This window comes from Roseofilum halophilum BLCC-M91 (genome assembly GCF_030068445.1).
GTDB classification, from domain to species: domain Bacteria; phylum Cyanobacteriota; class Cyanobacteriia; order Cyanobacteriales; family Desertifilaceae; genus Roseofilum; species Roseofilum halophilum.
In genome coordinates, this window is record NZ_JAQPOK010000064.1 from 1 (window position 1) to 23,794 (window position 23,794).

Consider the following 23,794-nt stretch of genomic DNA (forward strand, 5'->3'; position numbering starts at 1 on the left):
GCTCTAAGGTTGGGTAAAATCGGTAGTTAAATGCTCTTTCCATGTTGGAGTCAAAGGATTTTTTACAGGGTAGCACCTAAGATGTAATTGTGGTAGCCTATGGTTAGTAAAGCCGCCCTGGAAGGGCGGGGTTTCAGACCCAATTTTTCTGATGACTAAATTATGACGTTGTAGCTTGATATTGGATTATGTGCATTTGTGTCAATTGCGAATATGTAGACCGTTGCCTTACCTATCATGCCGTGGAAGGTCAACACCAACAACCCCATCTAACTGAAAATCCGGATTTTGAAGCCATCAACCCTGAGATTAATGTCAATATCCGCCATCAGGGAGAGGAAATTGAGATGGAATGGGATGTAGTCGGATGCGAAAGCTTTAAGCGAGAACAGGGAAAATGGGCAAAGTTACGCCCTGGTGAGTTGATTCCGACTTAACGGTAATGGGTAATAGGTAATGGGAGATCTTCAGACTCTCCCCCATCCTCCCCATTCTCCCCATCTCCCCATCCTCCCCATCTCCACACCCCCACCATGAGCTACTGCTTCAATTTAGCCTGTAAAACTCCCCATAATCCTGATGAGGCGCGATTTTGTCAAAGTTGTGGCTCAAAACTGCTCGTGGGCGATCGCTATCGGGCGCTGCGTCCATTGGGTGCAGGGGGATTTGGGCGGACTTTATTGGCGATCGATGAGCATAAACCCTCACGCCCCCATTGTGTAATTAAGCAGTTTTTACCCCAACAACAGGGAACCCAGAACACAGCAAAAGCGGCAGAACTGTTCCGTCGAGAAGCTATCCAGTTAGAGCCATTGGGGGAACATCCACAGATTCCCCAACTCTACGCCTATTTTACGGAAGGCGATCGCCAATATCTCGTCCAAGAATACATCAACGGCCCCACCTTAACCCAAGAACTGGCAGACACCGGAACCTTTAGCGAAGACAAAATCAAACAACTGCTCATTAACCTACTGCCCGTCCTGCAATTTGTTCACGATCGCCACATCATCCACCGAGACATTAAACCCGATAACATTATCCGTCGCCAAGAAGACGGGCAACTATTTCTAGTCGATTTTGGTGCAGCCAAATACGCCCATCTCACCCCCCAACAACAAACCGGAACCATCATTGGTAGTGCCGCATATACTGCCCCCGAACAACTGCTCGGTAAAGCCACCTATAATAGCGATATTTACAGTTTAGGCATAACTTGTCTCCATCTGCTCACCCAAGTGCCTCCCTTTGACCTTTTTGATAGTGGCGAAAATCGTTGGGCATGGAAAGATTATCTGAAGCAACCCCTCAATTCAGAATCAACCCAAATCCTGGATAAAATGATCCACACAGCGACCAAATATCGCTATCAATCCCCCAATGAAATCATCACCCAACTTAACCCTAATGCCGATCCAGAAAAAGCGGGATTTTCTCCCTTAGAAAAGCCTGAATCCAGTTCAGAATACGCTCTTGCCCTGGCTCCGAACCCCCCATCTGCCTTAACTCCCCAACCCCAAACTACCCTACAAACTTCAGACGTAAAAACCGAACTAGAAAACGCCTTAAAAGCCACTCTAGATCCCTATTGGGTTAAATTACAACTCTATTGGGGTAAAAAACACTTCACCCTATTTTTAATTCGCAATTTAGACACGCCAATCGATTATACTTATTTAGTCAAAAAAATAGAAGATACCATCGCTCAATTTTCCTTGGAAGGCATGGAAACGGTTAAAATCTATGGCAGATTAAGTGATAACCCCATGCCAGAATGGAAGCACATTATTAACCTAAAGCCTGAATATTCTTGGTTAAAGATAGCACAACAAAAGCTATCGAACTACCAAAACCAAAAATTCTGGTTATCCCAACTGGAAAAGAAAGAATTTTGGTTAGATGCGCTATTGTTTGGTTTAATGTCTTTTGTCTTCACAGCCAGGATTGTACTCTTCAACCCGATTTTTGGTTTTCTCACAGCATTGGGATTTATGTTTGTGCGGAATTTGTTGCGGGATCATCCGGAATTTCAAGAGAAAAAATGCTTCAAACATTGGGTGATTCTCGGTGGTATTTTAGGATTATTGCAAATACAGCTATTTTTCTCTGATGCCTTCGCCTTGATCTTTTCTGCTTTTGTGATTGCTTCACCCATCTTTTATATCAAAGGCGTTTTGAACAATAGTTAACTCCCTCCATTGGCCAGGATTTAATCCCCCCAAATTTAACCCGGCGAAAGAAACGCGCACCAACCTTAACGTCGGATATCCGATCGCCGCCGTCATCCGCCGTACCTGACGGTTACGCCCTTGGGTAAGTGTCATTTCTAACCAAGCTGTAGGAACCGTTTTGCGGCTGCGAATGGGGGGGTTACGCTCTGGGAGATCGGGGGGTGAGATGATTTGCACTTGAGCCGGTCGAGTTTTGCCATCCTTGAGCATTATGCCTTGTCGCAGGGGGGTTAAGTCGTTCTCATCTGGGATGCGTTCAACCTGTACCCAGTAGGTGCGTGGATGACCATAACGAGGATCGCACAGAAGATGTTGTAATCGGCCATCATTGGTTAACAATAGCAACCCTTCACTATCCCGGTCTAACCGGCCAACGGGATAAACGCCAGGAACCGGGATATAGTCTTTCAAGGTTTCTCTAGCTGCTTTTCCTTGGGTATGGGGATTCTCATCGGTGAATTGACACAGAACGTTATAGGGTTTGTAGAACAGAATAATCGTCATTACCAATCGGGTGCTGCACCGGTTTGGGGAAATTGGGTAATCGTTTGTGCGTTTGATCCGTCTCTATTCATGCTAAAGATCAGATCGGAACCATTGCGAGTGGAGCGAAAAGCCAATTTTAAGCCATTGGGTGACCAAGTGGGTTCGAGATCTCGTGCTGGGTTGCGGGTTAAGTTTACGAGGTTGGTTCCATCGGCATTCATGAGATAAATATCACTATTGCGGGTCAAGTAACCGGGTTGGAGTTCAAATGATTCAAAACTAAAGGCGATTTGGCGACCATCGGGAGACCAAACGGGGGTGCGGTGAATGCCTTCACGATCGCTCAATTGAATCACATTCGAGCCATCGGTATTCATCATATAAATCTGGAAACTCTTGCCATCAGCGCGGTTAGAGGTAAATAGAATATGCTCACCATCGGGAGACCAATCCGGCGATCTTTCCACGGCCGGATGATAGGTAATATTAGTTTGCCTTGTTCCATCGGCCTTCATGACAAAAATATCCTGATTCCCGTTGCGATCGGAACTAAAAGCAATCTGTTCTCCATCTGGCGACCAAGTGGGATAAAATTCCCAAGCGGGATTAACCGTTAAGCGCCGTTGATCTCCCCCATCGGCGTTCATGACATAGATTTCCCGATTCAAATCTCGATTGGAGACAAAGGCAATTTTATGGCGATCGGGTGACCAAGCGGGTAACCCATCATCCCGCAAAATATGGGTGAGGCGCTGAGGATAGGAACCATCATCATTGATCGCATAAATGGCCATATTGTTTTCCCGCAGGGACTGAAAAACAATTTTCGGTCTATTCGGGACGAAGCCATGGGTGGTGCTTTGGCAAAGAATGACCAATAAAAAGGCAAATAAACTTAAGCGAACGGCGATCGCTCCTAATCTTATTCTCATCCTCACCCCTCATTCACCCCCTTTAGACTCTTCCGCAATCAAGGCGTAAACGATAATTCCAATTAAGACTAAACCTAATGTGACCGAGAATAATATACTGATCATGCAACTGAAAACTCTCCTGAAGCCGAAGTGATTCTGAACCGTTGCACCCTAATCTTATAAGGAAAATGCCGAAAACCCCGTGAATTCATTCCGGGGATGAAGGCTAAAATGCAGGTTTTAACCTGCACTCATGGTACAATAGATCCAACAGGAACGGTAATCAAAGCAGTTGATAGTAGATAGTGGACAGGAGATAATGATATCCCCAATTTTAGGAAAGGGGCGATCGCCAGTTCGCCCCTGCTTTTCCTACTCAACTAGCCAATTCCCCATTACCAGCCCGTAGCACTCCCCTAGAAACTACCGATAACGTTCAGTAATTTCTTGGAGATTTTTCGCCCTAAACCCTTCCCCCTTAGCCGTCATTTGCCATTGTCCATCCTGCAAATAGACTTCCGCCATAATCATTCCCGTCATTCCCCCATAATTCGAGCCAGACAGATTATAGCGAGCCACTTCTTGATTATTCGCCCGGTCAACCAAGCGCACAAAAGCATTTTTTACTTGCGAAAAATCCTGCTTTCGCGATAAACACTCATAAATATTAACCACAAACACCAACTTTTGAATAGCTGGAGGCAGTTGATCTAAAACCACTAAAATTTGCTCATCATCCCCTTCTCCAGCTCCCGTCAAATTATCCCCCAAATGGGTAACCGCTCCTGAAGAATGGCGCAAATTACCAAAATAGACCAAATCCGTAATTCCCTTAAGCTTTTCCTGGCCATCTAAACAGATCACTGACGCATCCAAATCCAGATTTGGCCCCATCTTCAAAAATCCCAATAAACCCTTCGATTCGGCCACATCCCAACCCAATCCACAAAGCAAATTATTTAAACCTGGAGCCGCTTTTTCCAGAGAAATTCCCTGTCCTTTTTCTAGGTTAATCCCCATGATTTTTATCCTCAGTTATAGATACCGATCCAACAAGGCTTGCAAACCTCCTTCATACCCAGAACCGACCGCATTCATTCGCCACTGGCCATCACGACGATATAGTTCTGCCATAATCAACGCCGTTTCAATAGAATAATCCTCAGCTAAAGGATAGCGGAGTAATTCATTTTTCGTTGACACATCTACCAAGCGAACATAAGCATTTTCGACCTGACCAAAATTTTGTTTACGCTTATCCGCTTCATGAATGGTCACTGTAAATACGATTTTATGAACATCTGGGGGAACTTTTTGCAAATTAACAATAACCACTTCATCATCCCCTTCCCCTTCTCCGGTCAAATTGTCGCCCATATGTTCAATGGACTTATTGGGATCGGGACTGACCTTATTGTTATAGAAAATAAAGTGCTTATCGGAAATGAGTTTTTCATTTTCTCCCAACAAAAACGCAGAGGCATCCAAGTCAAAATCATAACCGGTATCCGTGGCTTTCACGTCCCATCCCAAACCCACAAATACGGCTTGCAAGTTGGGAGCGACTTTATCTAAAGAAATCCGTTGTCCTTTTTGCAGGCTAATGCTACTCATTACGGTCTAAATTCAACGTTAAGGTGTGCAGTCAATCATTTTAATTCTATCCTAGTGTATCGAGCGCTTGAACGACCTGACCAGGGTGAAAGCCGATTTTACATGAAGATTTGTAACAAACTGCCGTGAACCTTATACCATGTCTTGGTGAGAATGCAAGGTTATAGATCCCCCAAACCCCCTTAAAAAGGTTGCTCTCAGGGTAATGGGTAATGGGTAATTGGAATGGGTAGTTGGAAAACCATTTTCGGCATACTGACAAAAGAGGGTTACTTTCGTCCATACTTTTGACGAATGCGACTCACTTGCTCTTGAAATTGAGCGCCTTTGTCTGGATTCACCATAGCCACAAAATTAGCAAATCCCTGAATCGAAGCCAATAGATTGCCAGAATGGCCCCAATGTTTACCTTCTAATCCCTGAGTTTCGATTTGGTATAGGGTAGCACGAAATCGCTTTAGGATTTTTCGGTCTATATTTAAACCTTCATTGACCACAATTCCCGTAACATCGAGTTGAGCAGACTTGCGGCGCAAGATGCGGGTTTTATCAGGATGAACGGTAAAGCTTTCATACTCAAGAATTGATTCGGTGCGGCGCAAAATCCGACAGATATTCTTGAGGGAATCGCCGGAAGCCGAAAAGGTGAGATCGTCGGCATAGCGGGTATAGGTAAAACCGAGTCGATCGGCAACCTGGGTTAAGCGGTCGTCTAAACGACGACAAATCAGATTAGAAATAGCAGGACTGGCGGGAGAGCCTTGGGGAAGATGACGCTGATTGAGGGCAATATAATAGGTTTGACCATCTAAGTTCACTTCTTCTACATCGGGAGCCGTACAAATTAAGCCCAAAATCGTTGCTACGGCTTCGGAATAGCCGAAGGAGCGAAATAAGCCTTTGACACGGGGATAGGAGATGGAGGGAAAGAAGTCTTTGAGGTCTAGGTTAATTACCACTTCTGCGCCCACATGGGGAGTGGCATTGGTGACGATGGAGCGATCGCACCGAAATCCATGGGCCGCTTCATGAACCGGAATTTTCTCTAAAATCTGGCTCAAAACCCAATATTGGGCCCGTTTTAACCGGGGCATGGGCACAGAAATCAACCGTTCACCCCCCGTCTTTTTCGGCATTTTGAAGCGGATATAGTGGGATATAGTCGCTGTTTTCCGGTCAAAGGCCAAAAACCTTAGCTCACCTAGGTTAATCCCCATTGCTTGGGCAATATCGGCGGCGGTTGCCAGTTGAGGCAGTCCCTGGCGATCGAGTTCTGAGGTGTTGCTCTGCTGCTCTCCTAACCCTCCAGAAACATGCTCTCCTAAATAAACAATTTCCTGTTGTTGGCGCTCTTGCCAAGCTTGTGCCCTCGCTTGTCGTTCCGCCTCCCGTCGTTGTTTTGTTTCTTCCCGTTTACGGCGAGATTCGGCTAACCGTTGTTGTCGCAGTTGCCGACGGATAGCTTTCTCGTTTTGCAGTTGACGGTTTTTTTGCCGTAGCTCTCTAAGTTGCTGATACAGTTCTGAACGACGGCGAATTTCATCGGCTGGATCTTGGGGAAGTTCTCCCTGTTCGGGCCAAAATCCATAGCGAATCATTTCTTCAAGTATGAAGGCTTCACGACCCATGGTGCGAATGCGGTCATAAAGTTCTTGGCGGGTACGGGGTTGATCGGACATGGTGATATCAATTAAAAATTAAAAATTTTCAGTAAAGGCGACAGGAGCATCTTGTCTAGCTCGATCTGCCTCTTGATATTAGCGCTCAACGGAAAAGGCCCCTGGGGGCCTTTTCTCTTAGTTTTTCATCGCCGCTTGCGTCTTAGAGGCCATCCAGAGATGGAACAGGAAGAACTCCGTGCGATCGCCCAATTCAACCAAGAAAATCCCTTTTTCTGCTTGGGGATTCGAGGTCAACCAAGTGCCTTGCAAGCTCACTTCCATATAATCGCAATCCACCCGATCTAGGGTAATCCGCTCATCCACCTGATAGTGTACCTGGCTCTCTAATAACCGCATTTCCCGTAAATCCGCAGGCAAAAGGAAAGAGGCCGTGGTTTTTTCCAAGGAGATTGGCTCACCCACGCGCAACAGAAACGTTAAGCGAGCAGTTACCCAATCTTCCAGGGAGGTGGCAAAGCGCTCTAGATAAAAATCATTGTCTAAATAGGTTAACTTCAACATGCTGACTTTGCCTCCTTACGCATCCAGGTCTCTTTGATGTTCTCGCCAGAACTGTTCTGCAAAAGCCACGGCCGGGTGGATCGGTGCTTTCGGTTGAGTTCGCAGTTTCAGGCCAGATTTTTCTGGGGTGCGATCGCCTTTTCGAGAATTACAAGATCCACAAGCAATCACCACATTATCCCAACTGTGTTGACCTCCTTTTGACCGAGGGATCACATGATCGATGGTCAAATTCTTCTTATGGCCACAGTATTGACACATATGTTTATCTCGCCGCAACAGTTCTTTTCGGTTAACGGGAGGCGTTTTCCAAATGCCCTCTGTCCCCGCAAAAGTCAATCGGATATGTTCGGGAACCATCAGCACTAAATTAGGAGAGCGAACCATCCATTGTTGTCCTTTGACCAAATCCAAGGGTTCCGCTTTTCCAGTCACCAAAAGGGCGATCGCCCGTTTGAGATCGATTCGGCTGACGGGCAGGTAGTTCTTAGAGAATACTACCACCGATTGACTTAAAACATGGGTTGCACTGGTCACAACTAAGTTCCTCATAAAATCACCCCCGCTTCGGTTTAGGAACGAAGCGGGGGTAAACACAACAGGAGAATGCTTTGAGTTTTACCCAGGTACACTCTGGAATTTGTACCTTTGGCTTCGTCGATAGCTTCGGATGTTTGCCTCTAGCACATCCGCAATTATGGGATTTGAGGGTTGAGAATAATTTCCCAAACCGCAACATATTCCGATGGCTCCCCTTTTATTACCCCAATCCCCTGTCTCTCCATAGAGACCTAAACCACTAAAGCCGTGTCGATCGCGGCTAGGGCACAGGTGGGTCGATGGGGCAAAATCAGGAATCACAGGAATTTTTGGTTGCAAGATGTAAGGATTGACTTTTAAATACTACACTGATATTACAGAGTTGTCCACCCATTAAGGAAAAAAATCATGTACACCCTCCCAAGAACATCCACAACCGAGATGGAAGTCACCAGCATCCGCTTGGAAAAAGAACTCAAACAGCAGCTCAAGAAGCTGGCTGGCAATCAGGGTTATCAAGCCATGGTGCGAGATATTCTCTGGAACTATGTGCAACAGCGATCGGATGACTATCAATGTCAGTATCATCCGGAAGACATTCGCTCTACCATAGAGGCGATCGCCCATCAAGAAGAACGCTGTGCCATCACTGGCAACCCCATTCACCCCAATCAACCCATGTTACTCGGTCTCACCCACCACGGGGAGTTTGTGCCCCTAAGTCCCCACGCCCTACCATAGCCCCATCCTTGATGAAAAACTAAGCCCAATGCCCCCCGCGATCGTCCTGCCCAGATGGATTGCGATCGCGGGGGGCTGTCATCGAATTGATCCTTTATTTCTTCAAGCCACGCCAAAATCTGTGTATTGACGCACATAGGGAGGATGGAAGCCTAAAATAATATCCTCTGCGGGAACTCCTTGCTCGACTAACTCTTCGGCTACAGAAATACAGCAGTTTTCGCTGCTATGCGGTACATTTCGATCCCCCCAACCCCCAGAAAAAACTCGGTTCCTTTGTTTCAGGAACCGAGCCTTAATCGTCAGTCAACACTAGACTTAGTTGTATTACCTAAGCGCTCACCGTTTCTTCCACATCAAACGCCGCCTCAGTTTTCTGGCGATCCAACTTCAAATACAACACCCCTAACGGAGGCAAACACAACTCAATCGAATGGGGATAATTGTGGAACCACCACTCATCCGTCCATTTACCCCCCAAATTCCCCATATTGCTACCGCCATATTCATAGGAATCGCTATTAAACAACTCCGTATAGAATCCCGGCTCAGGAACCCCAATCCGATAGTGGGAATGGGGTTGGGGCGTAAAGTTACACACAATCACCAAAAAGTCATCGGATTCCTTATCCCGACGGATAAAAGAAACCACACTATGGTTATTATCATTACAATCAATCCAAGAAAATCCCTCTTGGCCAAAATCCTGAGTATAGAGCGCCGGTTCACTCCGATACAAAGCATTAATATTGCACATAAACTTCTTCAGTTTTTGATGCGGTTCATACTGCAACAAATGCCACTCTAGATCGCCCCACGCATTCCACTCACTCCACTGGCCAAACTCCATCCCCATAAACAACGTTTTCTTACCTGGGTGAGCATACATATAACTAAACAAAGCACGCACACTCGCAAACTTTTGCCAATAGGTCGGATCGTCCGTTGGCCCAGGCATCTTGCCAATAATGCTACTCTTACAATGCACCACCTCATCATGGGAGAGCGCCAGCATAAAGTTCTCACTATAGTGATACATAATGCTGAACGTGACATTATTTTGATGGAATTGGCGGAACCAAGGGTCAAGGCTGAAATAGTCCAACATATCGTGCATCCAGCCCATGTTCCACTTCAAATTGAAGCCCAAACCCCCAACGTAGGTAGGCCAAGACACCATCGGCCAAGAAGTCGATTCTTCCGCCACCGAAATCGTTCCAGGGAAATAACTAAACAAGCAATGGTTCACTTGGCGCAGAAAATCAGCCGCTTCAATATGTTCGTGGCCGCCATATTGATTCGCTACCCATTCCCCATCTTTCCGCAGATAATTCAGATAGAGCATGGAAGCAACCGCATCCACCCGCATTCCATCAATGTGGAATTTATCGTACCAGAATAGAGCATTCGCCACTAAAAAGTTACGGACTTCATTGCGCCCATAGTTAAACACTAAGGTTCCCCATTCCTTGTGTTCCCCTTTCCGAGGGTCAGCATGTTCATAGAGATGGGTTCCATCAAAGAACGCCAAACCATGACCATCTTTAGGGAAGTGTCCGGGAACCCAGTCTACTAAAACCCCAATCCCATTTTGGTGACATTGATCGACAAAATACATCAAATCTTGGGGCGTTCCAAACCGGGAAGTGGCAGCATAATAACCTGTGACTTGGTAACCCCAACTGCCATCAAAGGGATGTTCGGCAATCGGAAGCAGTTCAATATGGGTAAAACCTAGTTCTTTAATGTAGGGAACCAGTTTATGAGCTAGTTCCCGATAGGTGAGGAAGCGACCACCGGGGTTGAGTTCGGAGGTGATGACGACCGGTTCGGTTTCCCCATTGGGGAGTTTGGCCGGTTCTTCTGAAGACGCATGAAGCCACGATCCTAAATGGAGTTCATAGACGGAAATGGGCTTGGTCAAGGGGTCGCTATTGCGTCTTTCTTCCATCCAGTCCCTATCATTCCAGGTGTAGTCATCTAGGTCAGTGACGATGGAGCTGGTTTTAGGCCGAACTTCTTGTTGGAACCCGTAGGGGTCTGATTTTTCGTAGATGTGTCCGGCTGGATTTTTGATTTCGTACTTGTAGAGGGTGTTTACACCCAGGTCAGGAATAAAGAGTTCCCAAACTCCGTTACCTGTGCGGCGCATTTGGTGCTGACGGCCATCCCAGTTGTTGAAGGTTCCGAGGACGGAGACGTTGCGAGCGTTGGGGGCCCAGACGGCAAAATAAACGCCTTTTACGCCATCAACACTCATTAGGTGAGCGCCTAGTTTTTCGTAGATGCGGTGATGGTTCCCTTCGGCAAATAGATGAATGTCAAATTCGGTGAGTTTGGGGGATCTGAAGGCGTAGGGGTCGTAGATCGTGCGCTCGTGTTCCCCTTCTTTGACGCGCAGTTGGTAGTTACTTAGTTCGGGAATGTCAATGCTGCACTCGAAGAAGTGGGGGTTGTGTACCGACTGCATGGGGTATTCTTGGCGTTGTTCCGGGAGGACGACCGATACAGATTCGGCGTTGGGTTGATAGGCTCGCACAACCCAGGTAGATTTACCATTATTTTCTATTTTGTGGGGGCCAAGAACTTCAAAGGGATCGTGATGTTGGTTCCATACAATGCGATCGATTTGGTCGGTGGCAATGGTCATTGACATTTAATTATCCTTCCTTAAGTTTAAAAAATTTGATTCGGTTTGGTGGCTGTCCCCAACTGGGTCAGGATGATTACATTTTCTTTATATTTGACCATAGATCCTATACCAATAGGAACAAATTTGGGGATTGAACATGGGGAACGATCCTGGGGACTGTATCACATTACCTTTAAAGGAGGTCACAGCCATAGGAAATATGTCCCTTATCTCCCGATTCCTTCTATCCCCCTAACCCTGGAGGTAGGGTTTCTCCACAGTGTTGATGGATTTCGACTATTCTTTCAAATAACCAGGGATATTGGCTTCTGTAGTGGGGAATGAGGGCTAGGGGACTTAATAGAGCAGCAGCAGTAATATCGGCGATGCTGATGCGATCTCCGATGAGGTAGGGTTGATGTTGCCAGGAGTTGCCTAGGATATTGAGTCCGACTTCTAGGCGTTGGGTGGCGAGGGTAACGGCACGGGGATTGATGTTGTATTGTCGTTTGACGATTTGAATGATGGCTTGGCTAAACCAGGAGGGATCGATGGATTTGCCTTCTCCGGAGCGATAGTGATAGTAGATGAAGCGGGTGGCAACGCCGAGACTTTCGTCGAGCCAGTCTTCGAGGAGTTGGGCTTGCTGCTGTTGGTGGCGATCGCCTAAAATCAGAGTGCGATCGGGATACTCCTTTTCCAGATAGTGCCAAATTTGGGTCGAATCTCCAATCGCTCCATCCTCCGATAACAGTACGGGCACAGTTTGCCCACCCGTTAGGGGTTTCACCCGCAGAATATGAACCCCAGGCGTTAAGTTCTCCACTTCATAGGCAACTTTCTTATAGCCCAGGATTAAACGAGCTTTTCGACAATAATGAGAGGTACTAAATTGCAGTAGACGCATGTTTATTCTTTTCCGTATAAATATTCAACCACTTGGTTAAAGTAAATTTGGGCGACTTTATCCTCTGGGCAAATCCGGATACATTCCTCAAAATAGGTAATCGCTTGGCGAAAGGATTGCAAGTAGTAATACGTTAATCCCTGTTCAAATATAGTTTTGGTTCGCATTTTAGCAATTCGGATCGGTTCTGGATCGGCATTGAAGACTTCAAATACAGAAACCCGTTCCGATTTTCCTTTTACTCTTACTTTATCGATAATACGGATCTGATAACGACTGTCATGGTGCAGCCGTAAAAAGGTATGTTCAGAAATTAGCAAAGGAACCTTATAATTTTTAGTCAAACCCTCTAACCGGGAGGCTAAATTAACCGCATCACTAATGACCGTGCTATCCATGCGATTTTTCCCCCCCACAGTTCCAATCATCATTAAACCCGTATTAATCCCAATCCCAATATTAAGTTTCGGCCGTCCCGGACGACCGCGCGTTTCATTGTAACTGTGCAGTTCTTCAAGCATGGCAATCGCTGCTTGCACTGCATCATCAGCACTGCCATTAAAGATTGCCATAATGGCATCTCCAATATATTTATCAATAAACCCATTGTTCTCTACAATCGGCAGTTCCATGCGAGATAAATAAGCATTAATAAACTTAAAATTATCTTCTGGACTCATGGCTTCTGATAAGCTAGTGAAGTCACGAATATCAGAAAATAAAATTGACATTTCCTGCTGCACATGGTTGCCGATATCTACATCTAAGATACTCTCTTTGTGCAAAAGCTGAATAAATTCTTGAGGCACAAATCGACCATAAGCATTTTTTAGCTCAACCTCTAAATTCAAGGCACTTTCTAGGTCACTTAAGGCAATTTCTAGGTTGGTGTTCACCTCAAACATATCTTCAATAAATTGTTGGCGCTCGGCTTCTGCTGATTTGCGCTCAGTGATTTCTTCAATAAATCCTTGATAATAGAGAATATTACCCTCTTGATCGTGAACACTACGAGCATTCTCGGAAACCCAAATGATTGTACCATCTTTGCGATACACCTGAGACTCAAACCCAGCAACTTCATGGTTTTCTTCCATTAGATCTAGAAATTTTTTTCGCTGTTCTAGATCCACATAAAGTTCTTCTTCTATATTGGTAATACTCTTAATCAATTCCTCTGGAGAATCATAACCATAAATTCTGGCTAACGCTGGATTTGCACTCACATATTTACCATCAGGAGTCGATTGAAAAATACCTTCTAAAGCACTTTCAAAGATGCGGCGATATTTATCCTCTGCTTGCTGCAAGGATTGAATTAAATAAGCCTGTTCTTGGTTCAGCTTTTCCAAGTCCGTATTGGCTTGTTGCAAGCGCACATTCGTATCGAGTAACATTTGCTCTTGGGCGTAGCTATTGAGAGCTTCTCGAATCGTTAATCGCAAATCTTCAATTTGCCAAGGCTTGGTCAAATAGCGATATAAATTCGCATAATTGACTACATTTCGCATTCCTTCAATATCGGCTTGCCCAGTCAACATGATCTTAATGGTTTTAGGACAGATCTCATGAATCTTTTGCAGCAGTTCATCCCCTTTCATTCTGGGCATCATGTAATCCGATACAACTAAGACAACTTCATTATCTTCTTCTAAACACTTATGAATAATCTCTAAAGCGCCACCCCCACTTTCTGCCAATTCTACTTGATAAGCTTTGCCAAATTCTCGTCTCAACATTCTCTTGAGACTGTCTAAAATAAAATGCTCGTCATCGACACATAGAATTACCGGTTTATTCATAAGGAATTTGAGTCGGAAAAATCAAGTAAAAATAAGTTGGCATTGTGCAGATAAAGCTAAACTTGATCTTCAGGATACATCTGAACTTGCTGAAGTCCTGATTTTATGGTTTCAATTAGTTTATCCTGATTCCAAGGTTTAGCGATAGATTCATAAAGATTGGCATATTTTTGTGCCCGTTCAATGGCTGATTTATCTGCCTGTCCAGTCAACATGACTTTAATAGCTTTGGGAAACTTTTGATGAACATGAATTAAAAATTCATCTCCTTTTACACCGGGCATTAACCAATCGGAGACAATGACAATTAAATTATTATTATCATCTTGGAGTTCTTCAATGATTTCCCACGCTTCATCGGCACTTTCTGCTAGTTCATAAAGATAATTATCTAAAAAAGCATTTTTAAGTTGAATTTTTAGACTATTTAGCACGACACTTTCATCATCAACACATAATATGATGGGTTTAGGCATAGGAATCAACCTTCTGATTTAATAAGGGTAATGAAATTATAAATTCAGTATTTCCAGGAACCGAGTTTACTTGAATTTTACCTTGATGTTTATCAATGATTTTTTTGACAATATCTAACCCTAATCCGCTTCCTTCACCAGGGGATTTTGTGGTAAAAAAAGCATCAAATATACGGGGTTGGACTTCCGGTGATATTCCCGAACCAGTATCTGTAATTTTAACGTGAATATGCTCTCCTTTTAGGAAGACATCAATTTTTAAGGTTCCTTCATAATTCATGGCTTGTAGTGCGTTGTAAATTAAGTTAGTCCACACCTGATTCAGTTCATCTGGATAGCACCAGATGGATGGTGTGTCTTGGTAGTTTCTAAGGACATCAACTCCTTTTTTGAATTTATTTTGATACAAGGTAAGTACGGTTTCTAGTCCTGAAGTTATTTTGGTCAATTCTTTGTTATTTTGTAAATCATGTCTGGCATAACATTTGAGAGCAAAGACAACTTTGGCTGCTTGACTTGTGGCTGTAGAAACGGTTTTCACACTTTTCTGAATACTGGAAATTTGATAGGCCATATTGAGAACTTTACCGTTTTCTGGTTTGGCTAGTTTGGGAATGATATCGTTGATTTGGTCATAAATTCCGATGTCTACTAAGGTATCAGCGATCGCGTCTGCTTGTTCAACTTCATTGGCTTCGAGTTGGCGCACTAATTCTCTGCGATATTTACGTTTTTCTCGACTGGATATATGCTCATTGGATTGGTCAATTCGATCGCTGAGTTGGTAGAAGAATTTTTTCTGATCTTCTGTGATTGTTTCAAAAAAATCGGGTAACTCTTCTAGGGTGCGATTAAAAAAATCTGTTAAGTTATCGACGGAAGCGCGAATGGCTCCTAGGGGGGTATTAATTTCATGGGCTACTCCAGCGATGAGTTGTCCTAGGGCTGCCATTTTTTCTGATTGAATTAACTGAGATTGGGTTAATTTTAGTTGTTCTAATGTGAATTCAAGTTCTTTGTTTTTTTCTTGAAGCTGAGTTTGCAATAAGTTATTTTCTAAATGGGTTTTAACGCGAACTAAAACTTCATTGATTTCAAAGGGCTTGGTAATATAATCAACCGCTCCTAAATGAAATCCTTTGACTTTATCGAAGACTTCATTCATGGCTGTGATGAAAACGATGGGGATGGATTGGGTTTTGGGATCGCGTTTAAGCCTTTCACAGAGTTCATAGCCATTAATTCCTGGCATCATGATATCGAGTAAAATTAAATCCGGAGGACTGGCTGCAATGGCAGAGAGGGCTAAATTGCCATTGGGAACGGGGCGGACTTTATAGGCGTTTTCGCGCAAAATTTTTACCAAAAGTCGAAGATTTTCGGGGGTATCGTCAACGACTAAAATATCGGGTTTAGGAGGTGAAATGGTCTGAGAAGTCATAATTTTAATAGGGGGAGTCAAATAAAAATCAAACTTTAAGGATTGAAGTTATACCAGAAGTGCCGGTGACCCGACCCAGAGAGTTGAAGCAGGGCGATCGCCGGAATGGGTTCCGCCAGGTTTTCGGGAAGGCCTCCTGCTTCTCTATCACCATACAATCTAATGCGCAAACCGTGACCCCCAGATAGTAGACTAAACAGTACCTAGGCTTCACCCCATTGTAGAGCCATAGGTAATCGTAAAAATGTCTAATCCAGAGGCACACTTGAACCTATGACCACAACCGATCCAGTAAAACTCATGAAACAAGAAGTGGGTAAAGCAGCAGCATCCAAGGTAAAATCAGGGATGATTGTTGGCTTAGGAACCGGCTCAACTACTGCTTATGCTATTGAATATATCGGCGATCGCCTCAAATCGGGCGAAATTGAAAATATCGTTGGTATTCCCACCTCCTTTCAAGCGGAAGTTCTGGCTAGACAATATGGTATCCCCTTAACTACCCTAGACGTGATTGACCATATGGATTTGGCCATTGATGGTGCTGATGAGGTCGATCCTAACAAAAACTTGATTAAAGGCGGAGGAGCCGCCCATACTCGCGAAAAAATTGTCGATAGTTTGGCCGACCAGTTTATTGTAGTGGTAGACTCCGGTAAGCTGGTCGATCGCCTGGGATCTACGTTTCTCCTACCGGTTGAAGCGATGCCCATGGCTATAACCACGGTGATGAAAGCCTTGGAAAAACTGGGCGGTAAACCCCAACTGCGGATGGGAGTCAAAAAAGCAGGGCCGGTCATTACTGACCAAGGCAATATGGTTATTGATGTCAAGTTTGACTCTATTGATAACCCGGCTGACCTGGAAAAAACGATTAATAATATCCCTGGAGTCCTGGAAAATGGGCTGTTTGTTGGTGTGGCTGACCTAATCCTAGTTGGAGAGGTCAAAGACGGCCAACCGTCAGTTCGGGAATTTTAAGAGCGCTACGCGCTGGTGATGGGTAATGGGTAATGGGTAATGGGTCATCGGTCATCCTCCCCATCCCCCCATCTCCCTAAGTCCTCAACTCTAAGATCAACCGGGCAATATTGAAATAAATCAGCACCCCTAAAACATCCACCGCAGTAGTAATAAAGGGGGCAGACATGAGAGCCGGATCGAGGCCCAAGGAGCGAAACAAAAAGGGTAATCCGGAACCAGCAACAGAGGCTAAAATCGAAATGCCTAACAGGGATATGCCCACGGCGATCGCAACGGCCAGGTTAACCTTGAGCAAAAAGAGTGCCCCTAGGGTAGCTAGAATGCCCAAAGTTGCCCCCAACATGGAGCCAGCAATCGCCTCCCGGAATACCACTTGAGGCACGCCTAGAGAGCGAAATTCGTCCGTATTCAGCCCGCGAATGACCACCGTTGAGGACTGCGATCCCACATTTCCCCCGGTTCCGGTGAGCAAGGGAATAAAGGCCGACAGGACAGCATATTTAATAATTAATTCTTCCTGCGATTGAATAATAAACCCAGTTACTGCATTGGTTCCGAGTAAAATCAACAGCCACATCACCCGTCGTTGGGCGACCCTCCATAAACTCATCTGAAAATAATTATCGCCATCGGACTGAACCCCCCCAAAGGCATAAATATCTTCGGTGGCTTCTTGTTCGAGAATGTCAATCACATCATCAACGGTAATGATCCCCACTAAGCGTTCTTCTCGGTCTACTACTGGAACGGCCAAAAAATCATAGCGCTGGATCAGTCGAGCGACTTCTTCTTGATCGGTATTGGTGTGAACAAATACGGTTTCGCGAGTCATGACCTCACCAATTTTGCGATCGGGTTGGGCGATGATGAGATCCCGTAGAGATACAATTCCGGTTAGGCGACGGGCGCTATCGGTGACATAGAGATAAAAGACCGTTTCACTGACATGGGATAAATTGCGAATGCGTTCAATACTCTCGCTAACCGTATAGTTCTCCTTCAAGGCCAGATATTCTGGGGTCATGATCCGACCCGCACTATCCGGTTCATATCCCAGAAGTAAGTTCGTCGTCGCCCGTTCTGAGGGACTCATATGGTCGAGTACCCGTCTGACAATTTTGGCGGGGAGTTCGTCAAAGAGCCTCGCTCGGTCATCGGGAGACATTTTATCGACGATATCGATCACTTCTTGGCGCTGAAATTTTTCTAGCAGGGACTGTTGTACAGAAGAGTCGAGGTTTTCGTAGACATCGATCGCCTCAGCTTTGGAGAGTAAACGAAAGGCGATCGCTTGCATCGCCTCTGGTAACCCTTCAATGGCTTCGGCAATATCCGCCGGTTGTACGGGCACCAAAATCGCTTTAGCCCCCTGATAATCTTGGGTTTCCAGGAGGACTTCGAGTTGCTGACGCACCAATTCTCGTAACTCACGACGAGAGGTTAGGGAGGTGGTTGTTTCTTCAGTCACGGCAGGCCTCCTAAACTGAGTCGATGGCTGGATCTAGTGTAGTGGGTCTTGTCCCGGATTTATAGAGATGGGGGGATTGCCTATTGCCTATTCCTTATTCCTCATCAATGGTCAATTGAATGGGGGGCACGTCCCCTGCAAGAAGATGAACCTCACCAATAATGGCGCTGTGGGTATAGCCTAAATCTTGCAGGAGTTTTAAGCATTCTTGGGCTTGAGGTTGGGGAATACCCGCGACTAAGCCCCCAGACCATTGAGGATCGAACAAGAGGGGATAAACGGGATGGGAATTAAAAGTAGAGACATTTTGCACATAGCGATCGCCGACGCTGTTTTGCTCGTGGAATGGACTCCATCCGGTTTGGTGCAAACTTTCTAGGGCCCCTTCCAAAACCGGCAGACGATCGAGATTGAGGCTCATGCTCACAGAAGTCTTGTCTATCAGGGTGGCCAGATGGGCCAATAAACCCAAATTGCCCACTGCTGTGCAAGCGGTGGCTCCAGTTTCCACAAAGGTTAGGGATGCTGGATAATTGGACTGAATCATGGAGGCGATCGCCCCTTCTAACCATCGTCCCCTGCCTTTATACTGCTCCATGGCCACCCGTATAGCACCTATTCCCAAAGGTTTGGTGAGGATTAACACTTGTCCTGGTTGCAATTTTTGCGGATGTAAGACCTGTTCGGGATAACCATGGCCTTGACTAGAAAATCCTAGAGATAACCTTGGCCCCAGGGAAGCACGACAGGCGACCAATGGCGTTTGACTGACGGTTAAGGCTTGTAAAATTCCCGATAGCAGTTGATAGAGGGTTTCTTCCTGTTGCGTGGGTAGACTATGGGGCAATTGTATCCATCCTAAGACGCTATGGGGCGTGGCTCCCCTAGCGAGGAGGGGATTTAAGCAATGGTGGGTTGCTAACATCCCGAATAAGTAAGGATCGTGCCAACTATCGGTGAGTAAATCCATACTCTCTATGAGGATGCCAGGGGTGACCGAACAGAGGGCTACCTTGTCCCCAGGGTTGGCCAGATCGATTAAGGAGTCTAACTTGGGATTATCTGTGATAATTCTTTGGATGGCTGAAGAGATACGTTCTGGAGGAATGGGAATTGGGGCCAAGGAGGAATCAGTTGACGATCGCCCAAAGTTCTCAAACTGAGTCATAAATCGGCGATCGATCCAGTCCTTCCAGCGCCATAGGAGAGGGTTGGGGCCGAGTCCCCATTTGCCCCAAGAGGCGATCGCCTTGCCATCCCCTGTACCAATGAGTCCTAAAATCTGCTGTTGCGGGCGATAGGGTTTCGGTGCTTTACCTAAAATTTCCTGTTTTAAGTTCTCGTATAAGGGTTTGCCTTGGCGCACCGCAAACACCCCCGCCTTGGGCCGGGTATAATTCACCATAGTGGCAATATCCCCAGCCGCAAACACCTGGGGATGGGAAATCGATTGCAGGGAGTCCTTGACTAAAATAAACCCATCCTTATCGGTAGCTAAACCAGCCGCCTTTAACCAGGGGGGAGCTGAAGCTTGGGTGACCCAAAATATGCGATCGCAATCTAAAGTTAATCCTGACTCACACTCAATTCCCTGCTCTGAAACCTGGCTCACCCGTTCCCCTAAATGCAATTGAATATCCCGACGATGCATTAACTGAGTCAGACGTTTGCGCACCACTCGGTTATGGGAGGGCATAATTTCTTGCCCCTGATGAAAGAGATGAATTTCCGGAAACGAAGCCGTATACATTACAAAAGAAGCATCAATATTCCGCATTCCCCCCGTCGCTTGACGGCAGACAAATAGCCCCTGTTGCATCGTCAGCGCTAACTCTACTCCCCCTGCACCTCCCCCCACAATCCCTAGTTTTAGGGTTTGGGTCGGATGACGGGCAAAGGTTTCAATCGTCTCTCGCCAACGGTTGAGAAACTCAGAAACCGGTTTAGCGGGTATAGCATAGGTTGCCGCTCCGGGAACCTGGAGTTGGTTGGGGGTGCTGCCAATATCAATTGAGAGCAGGTCAAACTGGACGGGGGGACGGTGAGCGCAGAGAACCTGATTCCGCTTCAAATCTAAACCAATGGCCTGGTCTCGGTAGAGTTGGGCCCGAGCAAATTGACAGAGGTGGTGGAGGTCGATGTGGGTTTGGTCAAAGCTGTAAAATCCAGCAATATGCCCCGGTAGCATCCCAGAATAGGGAGTGTGTAGGGTATCGGTAATTAGGGTGAGACGCACTCCAGGTATGGGATTGAGGGCAAATTGGCGCAGGGCGATCGCATGGGCGTGTCCTCCTCCAATCAACACGATTTCTTTGCTCAGGGTCTGGGCCATGGGTTTAGAGCAGGTCTGATAAAACTGAACTCTAGTTTATATTAGGTTGGTAAGATTTCAGCCATGGACTGAGATTGCCATTAGAGTCAGTAATGGCGATCGGATCGAAGTATCGAGCTTTATCCGATGGCGTAATGTTAGCAGGGTAGAGATCGTATTGAGGATCTAAAATATCTTTGCCGATCGCTAATTAAAATGCGCTGTTTTTTGTTCATCATTCGGGATGATTGGATTCTACAATTCTGGCGATCGCCAACCTGAAGCGGATGCAAAAAAGTTGAGTGTTTTGCTCTTGCCTTACCCTGACCAAAGTAATTTTGGCGATCGCCAACCTCAATAAGATAATCTACATTAGAGCGTTACTTTGTAAATTTTCCGTTACAGTGTACAAATATATAAGCAAGTTCGCCAGCATGTTGGTGAATTGCTCCTGATGATACGGCTGTCCACCCTAGTTTGAGATTTCTTTGTATGCACTATTGTCCTACTGCATCAGTTTCCCAGGATTCGACTCGTCCCTCTGTCAAGGGTTCTGCTCTGAAAATTATTGCCTTTGGAGATAGTCTGGTTTATGGGTTTGGGGATGTGGAAGGTGGGGGCTGGGTGGAACGCCTGCGCCGCTCGTGGATGGCTCCAGAGAGTGCCGGTCATGTGGTTTATAATTTGGGGGTACGCGGCGATCGCACTCCCCAGGTTGTGCAACGGTTAGAATGCGAGTTTTGCCGCCGAGGAGAGTTGCGCAATCGAGTCCCCGATCTCTTAATCTTATCGGTGGGATTGAATGATTCAGCTTGTGTTTCTCGCCCCCAAGGCCGCAACTATACGGATTTTGACAAGTTTCAGGCAGAATTGAGCTATTTATTGGATCAATCCAAAGAACTCTGTCCCGTACTCTACGTGGGGATGGTTCCGGTGAATGAATCGAAAATGCCCTTTTTAGACTGTTTGTACTATAGTCACGAGCAACAGTATCGCTACAAGGAAGCCACGCGCCAAGCTTGCGAACAGCGCCAAATTCCCTATTTAGATTTATTCGATCTGTGGATGCAACATTCCCTCAATTGGCAACAGGAGCGCCTCGGCTCGGATGGACTGCATCCAAATGTTTTGGGATATCAAACCATTTTCCAACAAATTTGTGCTTGGGAACCCATTCGCAGTCTAGACCAGGGGGGCATCGGGTTTCCAAGTTCTCGGCGATCGCTACAATATTATCACTGAGACCTACACCTGTAAAATGAGGACAGCTTCTGTTGCCTGAACAGAGAAAAGATAAAATAGGAGTCTAATTTTTAAGTTATACGTTCTCATTCCCCATGACTCCTCTCGGCTCTGTTGTTCAAGGTTCCCTGTCTAAAGGATTAGAAGTACGCTTACATCCGGATGTCTCAGTCGAGGAAATGCGGGTGGGCAAATTTCTGGTGATTCAGGGTCGGCGATCGCGCTTTTTCTGTCTGTTGACTGATGTAACATTAGGAACTGCGAGTCCGCGCATTTTAGCCAATCCCCCCGATCCCAATAATTTCTTTTTGCAAGAAGTCCTAGCTGGGAGTAGTACCTACGGAACCCTGGAAGTCACTCCCATGCTGATGATTACCCCGGAAGAACAGAAGCAAGCATCGCTTCCGGCTGTTGAATCGAAATTAGCCTCATTTTCTGCCCAAACTTCCGTTGAGTTTACCCTCAAACCGGTGAAAACCATTCCCAGCCACTTTAGCCAAGTATATGAAGCCCAAGAGCTGGATTTTCGTACCGTTTTTGGTTGGGAAGATGACCCCCATCGCCATAATTTTTCCATTGGTCAACCTGTGGATATGGAGGTTCCCATTTGCATTGATTTAGACCGATTTGTAGAACGCAGTAACGGAATTTTTGGTAAATCGGGAACGGGTAAATCATTTTTAGCTCGCCTCTTGCTCTCTGGAATTATTAAACAGCGAGTAGGCGTGAATTTAATCTTTGATATGCATTCTGAATATGGTTGGGAAGCGGTTTGTGAAGGCAAAACCGTTAACACCGCTAAAGGATTAAGACAACTGTTTCCCTCCCAAGTGCAAGTGTATACCCTCGATCCAGAATCGGCTAAACGCCGAGGCATTCGGGATGCCCAAGAACTATATTTAAGTTTCGAGCAAATCGAAGTCGAAGATCTGGCCTTAGTGCAACAGGAACTCAATCTATCAGAAGCGAGTTTAGATAGTGCCCTATTGTTGAAAAATCAATTGGGCAAAAATTGGATCTTAGAACTGTTGAATATGAGTAACGAACAGATCCAGGATTTTTGTCTCGATAATAATGGTAGCAAATCCTCGGTTACAGCGCTGCAACGAAAACTCAACCGCCTGACACAACTGAAATATTTAAGGGGAGTGACGCGCCAAAATCCTTTTGGGCAAATTCTAGAGACGTTAGCTGCGGGTAAGCATGTGGTGATTGAGTTTGGTTCTCAAGCGAATCTTCTCTCTTATATGTTAGCCACCAATATGATTACTCGCCGAATTCACCAATCCTATGTGAAGAAAGCCGAACATTTTTTACAGACGAAAAAATCGAGCGATCGCCCCCTTCCCCTGGTGATTACCATAGAAGAAGCTCACCGGTTTCTCGATCCGAGCATCAGTAGCCAAACCATTTTTGGCACGATCGCCAGAGAAATGCGGAAATATTTTGTGACGCTCTTAGTGGTCGATCAGCGTCCCTCTGGGATAGACAAAGAAGTGATGTCCCAAATGGGAACCCGCGTGACCGCCTTACTGAATGATGATAAAGATATTGAAGCCATTTTTACCGGGGTTTCTGGGGCCGGAAACTTGCGATCGGTTCTCTCAAAACTTGATTCTAAACAACAGGCTTTAATTCTAGGTCATGCCGTTCCCATGCCGGTGGTCGTGCAAACTCGTCCCTACGATCAAAAATTCTATACCGAAGTCGGTGAAACTGCTTGGGAAGAGATCCCCGATGAAGATATTTTTGCCGCAGAAGAAGCAGCCATGAGTGACTTAGGGTTTTGAACTCTATCCCCAATCTTTTCGGTTTTATAGCA

The 23,794-nt window shown here is 45.7% G+C and carries 21 protein-coding genes and 1 pseudogene; 6 read left to right on the top strand and 16 right to left on the bottom strand.

Annotation, left to right across the window (positions count from 1 at the left end; all coding sequences use genetic code 11):
• Positions 1 to 188 precede the first annotated feature (188 nt).
• Both PJF56_RS07390 and PJF56_RS07395 read left to right on the top strand, forming a co-directional pair.
• Positions 189 to 437 carry a Ycf34 family protein gene (locus PJF56_RS07390; RefSeq protein ID WP_283762009.1) on the top strand — a complete coding sequence of 83 codons (249 nt, stop codon included), beginning with the start codon at positions 189 to 191 and terminating at the stop codon, positions 435 to 437.
• Positions 438 to 533: 96 nt separating this feature from the next.
• Complete coding sequence (locus tag PJF56_RS07395; protein WP_283762010.1) at positions 534 to 2,189, top strand: protein kinase domain-containing protein; 1,656 nt, start codon at positions 534 to 536, stop codon at positions 2,187 to 2,189.
• On the opposite strand, the gene PJF56_RS07400 is transcribed toward PJF56_RS07395, so the two are convergent.
• The 7 genes from PJF56_RS07400 to PJF56_RS07430 all read right to left on the bottom strand — a co-directional run bounded on the left by PJF56_RS07400 (position 2,148) and on the right by PJF56_RS07430 (position 7,965).
• On the bottom strand, positions 2,148 to 2,735 hold the full coding sequence (locus tag PJF56_RS07400; RefSeq protein ID WP_283762011.1) for a pseudouridine synthase: 588 nt from the start codon (positions 2,733 to 2,735) through the stop codon (positions 2,148 to 2,150). The two genes, PJF56_RS07395 and PJF56_RS07400, sit on opposite strands and share 42 nt — an antisense overlap.
• On the bottom strand, positions 2,735 to 3,649 hold the full coding sequence (locus PJF56_RS07405; RefSeq protein ID WP_283762012.1) for a DUF5050 domain-containing protein: 915 nt from the start codon (positions 3,647 to 3,649) through the stop codon (positions 2,735 to 2,737). The genes PJF56_RS07400 and PJF56_RS07405 overlap by 1 nt, the downstream gene beginning before the upstream one ends.
• Before the next feature lie 405 nt (positions 3,650 to 4,054).
• The gene (locus tag PJF56_RS07410) at positions 4,055 to 4,651 is read right to left on the bottom strand and encodes a TerD family protein (protein ID WP_283762013.1); all 597 of its coding nucleotides are present in this window, start codon (positions 4,649 to 4,651) and stop codon (positions 4,055 to 4,057) included.
• Positions 4,652 to 4,666: 15 nt separating this feature from the next.
• Entirely contained in the window at positions 4,667 to 5,245 is a 579-nt protein-coding gene (locus tag PJF56_RS07415; protein ID WP_283762014.1) for a TerD family protein, read from the bottom strand.
• A gap of 269 nt (positions 5,246 to 5,514) precedes the next feature.
• On the bottom strand, positions 5,515 to 6,924 hold the full coding sequence (locus tag PJF56_RS07420) for a reverse transcriptase domain-containing protein (RefSeq protein ID WP_283762015.1): 1,410 nt from the start codon (positions 6,922 to 6,924) through the stop codon (positions 5,515 to 5,517).
• Positions 6,925 to 7,041: 117 nt separating this feature from the next.
• Positions 7,042 to 7,428, bottom strand: a complete 387-nt coding sequence (locus PJF56_RS07425; protein ID WP_283762016.1) for an alr0857 family protein — start codon at positions 7,426 to 7,428, stop codon at positions 7,042 to 7,044.
• Positions 7,429 to 7,443: 15 nt separating this feature from the next.
• Positions 7,444 to 7,965, bottom strand: coding sequence for an HNH endonuclease (locus tag PJF56_RS07430; protein ID WP_283762017.1), 522 nt, complete (start codon positions 7,963 to 7,965; stop codon positions 7,444 to 7,446).
• Between the two features lie 411 nt (positions 7,966 to 8,376).
• Between PJF56_RS07430 and PJF56_RS07435 the strand changes: the two genes are divergently transcribed.
• A complete protein-coding gene (locus tag PJF56_RS07435) occupies positions 8,377 to 8,709 on the top strand; it encodes a ribbon-helix-helix domain-containing protein (protein ID WP_283762018.1) in 333 nt (110 codons plus the stop codon).
• A gap of 102 nt (positions 8,710 to 8,811) precedes the next feature.
• Here the strand turns inward: PJF56_RS07435 and PJF56_RS22100 are convergent.
• From PJF56_RS22100 to PJF56_RS07465, 7 genes and pseudogenes are all read right to left on the bottom strand, one after another.
• Positions 8,812 to 8,910: pseudogene (locus PJF56_RS22100) on the bottom strand (element excision factor XisI family protein); the annotation flags it as partial.
• Positions 8,911 to 9,040: 130 nt separating this feature from the next.
• Positions 9,041 to 11,365, bottom strand: a complete 2,325-nt coding sequence (glgB, locus tag PJF56_RS07440) for a 1,4-alpha-glucan branching enzyme (RefSeq protein WP_283762019.1) — start codon at positions 11,363 to 11,365, stop codon at positions 9,041 to 9,043.
• Between the two features lie 220 nt (positions 11,366 to 11,585).
• Positions 11,586 to 12,248, bottom strand: a complete 663-nt coding sequence (locus tag PJF56_RS07445) for a glutathione S-transferase family protein (protein ID WP_283762020.1) — start codon at positions 12,246 to 12,248, stop codon at positions 11,586 to 11,588.
• A 2-nt stretch (positions 12,249 to 12,250) separates the two neighbouring features.
• Complete coding sequence (locus tag PJF56_RS07450; RefSeq protein ID WP_283762021.1) at positions 12,251 to 14,050, bottom strand: PAS domain S-box protein; 1,800 nt, start codon at positions 14,048 to 14,050, stop codon at positions 12,251 to 12,253.
• Positions 14,051 to 14,106: 56 nt separating this feature from the next.
• The gene (locus PJF56_RS07455; RefSeq protein WP_283762022.1) at positions 14,107 to 14,526 is read right to left on the bottom strand and encodes a response regulator; all 420 of its coding nucleotides are present in this window, start codon (positions 14,524 to 14,526) and stop codon (positions 14,107 to 14,109) included.
• The gene (locus tag PJF56_RS07460; RefSeq protein WP_283762023.1) at positions 14,519 to 15,967 is read right to left on the bottom strand and encodes a hybrid sensor histidine kinase/response regulator; all 1,449 of its coding nucleotides are present in this window, start codon (positions 15,965 to 15,967) and stop codon (positions 14,519 to 14,521) included. Before PJF56_RS07460 ends, PJF56_RS07455 begins: the two co-directional genes overlap by 8 nt.
• A 35-nt stretch (positions 15,968 to 16,002) precedes the next feature.
• Positions 16,003 to 16,137 (bottom strand): hypothetical protein, encoded by a 135-nt coding sequence (locus PJF56_RS07465; RefSeq protein ID WP_283762024.1) that lies wholly within the window; start codon positions 16,135 to 16,137, stop codon positions 16,003 to 16,005.
• A gap of 103 nt (positions 16,138 to 16,240) precedes the next feature.
• Here PJF56_RS07465 and rpiA point away from each other — a divergent pair, with 103 nt between their 5' ends.
• Positions 16,241 to 16,948, top strand: coding sequence for a ribose-5-phosphate isomerase RpiA (gene rpiA, locus PJF56_RS07470; protein ID WP_283762025.1), 708 nt, complete (start codon positions 16,241 to 16,243; stop codon positions 16,946 to 16,948).
• A gap of 76 nt (positions 16,949 to 17,024) precedes the next feature.
• On the opposite strand, the gene mgtE is transcribed toward rpiA, so the two are convergent.
• Together mgtE and selD are read right to left on the bottom strand one after the other, a co-directional pair.
• Positions 17,025 to 18,419 (bottom strand): magnesium transporter, encoded by a 1,395-nt coding sequence (mgtE, locus tag PJF56_RS07475; protein ID WP_283762026.1) that lies wholly within the window; start codon positions 18,417 to 18,419, stop codon positions 17,025 to 17,027.
• Between the two features lie 94 nt (positions 18,420 to 18,513).
• On the bottom strand, positions 18,514 to 20,751 hold the full coding sequence (gene selD, locus PJF56_RS07480; RefSeq protein ID WP_283762027.1) for a selenide, water dikinase SelD: 2,238 nt from the start codon (positions 20,749 to 20,751) through the stop codon (positions 18,514 to 18,516).
• Between the two features lie 471 nt (positions 20,752 to 21,222).
• Between selD and PJF56_RS07485 the strand changes: the two genes are divergently transcribed.
• Together PJF56_RS07485 and PJF56_RS07490 are read left to right on the top strand one after the other, a co-directional pair.
• A complete protein-coding gene (locus tag PJF56_RS07485) occupies positions 21,223 to 21,972 on the top strand; it encodes a GDSL-type esterase/lipase family protein (RefSeq protein WP_283762028.1) in 750 nt (249 codons plus the stop codon).
• A 95-nt stretch (positions 21,973 to 22,067) separates the two neighbouring features.
• Positions 22,068 to 23,762: a helicase HerA domain-containing protein gene (locus PJF56_RS07490; RefSeq protein ID WP_283762029.1), complete on the top strand. Its 1,695-nt coding sequence runs from the start codon at positions 22,068 to 22,070 to the stop codon at positions 23,760 to 23,762.
• Positions 23,763 to 23,794: the final 32 nt, after the last annotated feature.